General features: G+C 22.0%; 3 protein-coding genes. All 3 read right to left on the bottom strand.

All coding sequences use genetic code 11. From position 1 onward, the window contains the following. Nucleotides 1-416 precede the first annotated feature (416 nt). A complete protein-coding gene (locus AYC60_RS08070) occupies nucleotides 417-959 on the bottom strand; it encodes a hypothetical protein (protein WP_067323404.1) in 543 nt (180 codons plus the stop codon). Beyond that, nucleotides 953-1,435: a hypothetical protein gene (locus AYC60_RS08065; protein WP_067323401.1), complete on the bottom strand. Its 483-nt coding sequence runs from the start codon at nucleotides 1,433-1,435 to the stop codon at nucleotides 953-955. The genes AYC60_RS08070 and AYC60_RS08065 overlap by 7 nt, the downstream gene beginning before the upstream one ends. A gap of 18 nt (nucleotides 1,436-1,453) precedes the next feature. Further along, the coding region (locus tag AYC60_RS09230; protein ID WP_197417019.1) for a hypothetical protein at nucleotides 1,454-2,638 on the bottom strand (1,185 nt) is incomplete at its 5' end.

Here is a 2,638-nt window from a genome sequence, read left to right as displayed (position 1 = left end):
CCAGTTTTTTGGTACATGTTCTGATATATTATATACCATAAGAGGCTTTTACTAAAAATTATATTTTTTTCAATTTACAGACTTATTTCAATACTCTCTTCTAAAATCAATCCCCCCACTAATTAATAAGAACCTCAATCAGAGTATTTAACCTCATTCAAGCTGTATTTCTCTAGATACTAGTAATAATTAATTTTTTCTCTGTATTTCTTATCTTGATTATATTTTTTAATAAGAAGTCATCCCTCCATTAATTAAAAAGAACCTTAAATAATAATTTAAATTAATAGCCAAACTATTTTCTACCCAATTATATATTATTTTATATATATTTAGAATAAGCAATAAATAAAATTAATATTGTTAGTAGTTTTTTATAATTACCTCACTATAATAGATTTATAAAATAATATTAACTATTTAAATTCATATTCTCCTAAATAATATGGAGAGAAATATTCTTTGAAATTATTATAAAACTCTTTAGGAGTTTGAAGCCTTGGTATGAAAGGTTTAACTTTTTTTATATAAAGATCAGTATCATAATAGATCATTTTATAAATAAAAGATTCGTAATTTTTTTCATTAATTTCTTCTATCCATCCTCTTCTAAAATAAAATGAATTATTATCTTTTGTTAAGATAACATAAGATTTATAGCCTCCTTCATTAATACCTAAATCTTTTTCATAATTTTCTAGATAGATTATTTTTTCTATTTTTTTTACGTAAACATTTCCTTCCTCAAAGTCATATAAATCTAATTGTGAATTATCATAATAAACTATCATTATATCATCTAATGTTTCAATATTAGCTCTATTTATTTTCTTTAAAACTTGATATCTTGCTTTAGGGTCATATACCTTTTTATTTACATAACCTTTATATGGAATTGATAAAAATATACATAAAATAATTATTAATCTTATTTGAATTTTTATGTTATCTTTTACCATATCTTACCACTCTTTTCTTCAACTTTTTTATATAGCTCCTCTAGCTTTTCATCATCTAACTCATATATTAAATCACTTTTTTTCAAATTAATAAATTCTTCATAATCTAAAATATATGATTCTTCATCTATATAATGAACATTTGTAGCGTAATCGGAAAAATAAAAAGTTAAAATAATCCCATAAACTTTTTTATTATTATAAATACCATTATCTCCTATGACAATAAATCTTTTTTCCATAGGCATAAAATAATATTCTTTTATATTCATATTTATTTCTTTTGCATATTCTTTAGCATCTTCTTGTAAAATTTTTAATCCATCATAATAATTTGCTTTTTTTATATAATTTACAACATATTTTTTATATTCATAATATGAATATATCTTGTATATCGAAAGTGAAAATAGTATTAATACTACATACCAAAGTATTTTTGAAATATTTTTCCTAATTTTTTCTATTATCTCCATACCATTTCTAATCCTTCCCTATTTTTCAAAATTCATATATATTTCTGGATGATATTTTTGAATCTTTATTTTTCTTACATATTCATCAAATTCTACTCTATTTTTAAATTTATTCTCTTCTAATAATACTACTATTTCAAATTTATTTGTATTTTCTAAGTCATAATTAACTTTACTATCCCCTTTATTTCGATAGTTCAAATCTAAAGCATCTGCCATTCTATCTAAAATAAATGTTTTTACTGTAACTTCTTTTGTATCATAATTTTCTATAACCATTACATTTAATTCTGTATTTCTTAATTCTGTTATTACTTTTTCTTCTTTACTTATTTTAAATCTATTGGTTGAAATTTCTTCTAACACTTTCTTACCCTTTATAAATCCTAAAACATCTTTAGATTGAGAGGAAACAACTACGCTACCATTCTTAACATCAAATATTTTTTTCATATCTCCTGGGGTATTTAACGTTTTACCATTCTTTATTTTATACTCTTCTTTTATTTTCTTTTCTTGTACTTCAATAAGTAAATTTTCAATTGAACTTTTTTCTTTTTTTAATAGAAAATCATAATCATTTGACATAAGCTTAGGTTCAACAATATATCCTTTTGTGACTTCTTCTTTTTTTATATCAATATAAGTTTTTCTATAATCACCATTTGAAATAATTTTAACATATTGAACATTTTCTCCTAATTTATTTTCCGGTATCAATACACCTATTCTTTCAAATTCTTTACTTTTATTTCCAAACAAGTATATTATCTCTGCATAACTAATATAGTTTCCATTTTCTTTAAAGTACATTCCTCTAGTTTTTTCAAAACTTTTTATAAAATTTTCTTTACTTGAATAATCTAATTTATTTTCAAAAAAGTTTATAGCTTTCTTCCATTCCATAGTTTGATTCCTTGCACTCGTATATTTAAGTTGATCATCAATATAGCTCATCAAAATTTCTCTCTCTGTTTGGTCAATTTTATTATCTTTTAGCAATTCTTCTATTTCAAATTCTCTATATATCTTTTGCTTTTTTAACTCATTTAAAGTATCATTATACTGCTCATTTAATAAACTAGAATTCGTTAAATCACTAACAACCTTAGCATCTCTAGGAATATCTAAAAGATTATCTTTTTCTAAGTTAGTTATCTCTTCACTACCATTTAATACATATTCTGAATATATATTACCAGC

Source organism: Streptobacillus felis, assembly GCF_001559775.1.
GTDB lineage: Bacteria > Fusobacteriota > Fusobacteriia > Fusobacteriales > Leptotrichiaceae > Streptobacillus > Streptobacillus felis.
Note: the sequence above shows the minus strand (reverse complement) of the source record. Positions and strands in the feature narration are given on the sequence as shown.

Excerpts from the sequence above, each read along its gene's own strand:
- AYC60_RS08070 (WP_067323404.1), bottom strand. The coding sequence starts at position 959 with ATGGTAAAAGATAACATAAAAATTCAAATAAGATTAATAATTATTTTA.
- AYC60_RS08065 (WP_067323401.1), bottom strand. The coding sequence starts at position 1,435 with ATGGAGATAATAGAAAAAATTAGGAAAAATATTTCAAAAATACTTTGG.